We start from the raw sequence: 1952 nt of genomic DNA on the forward strand, positions 1-1952 counted from the left end.
GCCCACCACCGCGAGGCCCACCGCCGGGTGCGCCCCCGCGCGGACCACCGCCGCCGGCACCGCCCGGGCTGCGCGGGCGACCACCACCGGTCCCACCGCCCCGTCCGCGCCCGCCCCGACCGGGTCCCGCCCCGGCTCCCGTCCCGGTGCCGCTCTCGTCGTCGCTCACGCGTCTGCTCCCAGCACCTCGTCGTCGGCGGGACGGACGCCCCGGGCCCAGTCCTGCGCCGCCATGGCGCGCTTACCGGCCGGCTGGACCTCGCCCAGCACGACCGGCCCGGTGCCCGTGCCCACGAGCACCCCGCCGCGGATGACCCGCAGCGCTCCCGGCGCCAGCGGCGCCCCCGCGGCGTCGGGCGCCGGCTCCAGGGGCCGCAGCCTCAGCCGCTCCCCGCGGAAGGTCGTCCACGCCCCCGGGGCGGGGGTGCACCCGCGCACGCGGCGGTCCACCTCCGTCGCGTCGTCCTCCCACCGCACGCGCGCGTCGTCGGGGCGCAGCTTGGGGGCGAGGGTGACGCCGTCCGCCGGCTGCGGGACGGCGTGCGCGGTCCCGGCCTCGAGCGCGTCGAGGACGCCGACGAGCAGGTCAGCGCCCGCCGGCGCCAGGCGCTCGAGCAGGTCCCCCGCCGTGTCCCGCGGTCCCACCGGCTCCTCGAGGGACCCGAGCACCGGACCGGTGTCCAGGCCCTCCTCGAGGCGGAACGCGCAGGCACCCGTCACGGGGTCGCCCGCGAGGACGGCGTGCTGCACCGGCGCGGCGCCGCGCCAGCGCGGCAGGAGGCTGAAGTGGAGGTTGACCCATCCGTGGCGGGGCACGTCGAGCGCGCGGCGCGGCACGAGCGCGCCGTAGGCGACGACGGGCACGCAGTCGGGGGCCAGGTCGGCGAGATCGGCGAGGAAGGCCTCGTCCCCCGGCCGCTCGGGCGCCAGCACGGGCAGGCCCGCCTCGAGCGCGAGCTCCTTGACGGGGCTGGTGACGGCGCGACGTCCGCGCCCGGCGCGGGCGTCGGGGCGGGTGAGGACGGCGACGACCTCGTGCGAGGAGGCGAGGAGGGAGCGCAGGGACGGGACGGCCGGCGCGGGGGTCCCGGCGAGGACGACGCGCACGGCTCAGGTCGCCCGGCCGAAGGTGGCGTGCGGGCTCGTGCGCACCACCGGCGCCGGCTCCCCCGCCGCCCAGGCCGCCTCCCGGATCGCCTTCATCGCGAGCTTGCGCTCCTCGCGCTCCATCCGGTCGATGAAGAGGACCCCGTCGAGGTGGTCGGTCTCGTGCTGGATGGCGCGGGCCAGCAGCTCGCTGCCCTGCAGGACGACGTCCTCGCCGTGGAGGTCCTGCCCGTGGGCCACGACGTGGAGGCTGCGGCGCGTGCTCGCGAAGACGCCGGGGAAGCTCAGGCAGCCCTCGTCGCCGTCCTGGCACTCCTCCGACAGCTGCAGCCGCGGGTTGACGAGGTGCCCCAGCACGCCGTCGACGTGGTAGGTGAAGACCCGCAGCGAGACACCGATCTGGGGGGCCGCGAGGCCCGCGCCCCGCTGCTCGAGCATCGTGTGCTCGAGGTCGGTGACGAGCTGCGCCAGCTCGCGGTCGAAGTCGACGACCTCGTCGGCACGACGGCGCAGGACGGGGTCGCCGAACAGGCGGACGGGCTGGACGGCCACGAGCGGGGCCCTTCGACGACGGCAGGAGGAGCGCAGGCGATCCTAGGCTCCGCGCCGACCGGCTCCCGCGGGCGCGGTCGCCCCGCCCGGGCTCCTCACCAGCCCTCGAGCGGGTCGAGGGGGTCGACGACGACCCGCACGGCCGGCTCCCGCCGCGCCGACGTCACGGCCCGCGCGGCGCGCAGCGCGTCGGCGAGGGCGAGGCGCTGCGCCGCCGGGGCGCGCAGCAGGGCCTGCACGCCGGGGGCGTCGTCCTCCGCCGCCCCCGAGGGCGTGCTGCCCGCTCCTGCGCC

The 1952-nt window shown here is 78.9% G+C and carries 3 protein-coding genes; all 3 read right to left on the reverse strand.

Annotated features, from left to right (window positions below):
* Nucleotides 1-165: 165 nt before the first annotated feature.
* Complete coding sequence (fmt, locus tag HLB09_RS16360; protein ID WP_171204365.1) at nt 166-1107, reverse strand: methionyl-tRNA formyltransferase; 942 nt, start codon at nt 1105-1107, stop codon at nt 166-168.
* Between the two features lie 3 nt (nt 1108-1110).
* On the reverse strand, nt 1111-1659 hold the full coding sequence (gene def / locus HLB09_RS16365; RefSeq protein WP_171204366.1) for a peptide deformylase: 549 nt from the start codon (nt 1657-1659) through the stop codon (nt 1111-1113).
* A 95-nt stretch (nt 1660-1754) separates the two neighbouring features.
* A partial coding sequence (locus HLB09_RS16370) for a hypothetical protein (protein WP_171204367.1) occupies nt 1755-1952 on the reverse strand: 198 nt, incomplete at its 5' end.

Origin of the sequence: Pseudokineococcus marinus, assembly GCF_013004605.1 — a bacterium.
Taxonomy (GTDB): Bacteria; Actinomycetota; Actinomycetes; order Actinomycetales; family Quadrisphaeraceae; genus Pseudokineococcus; species Pseudokineococcus marinus.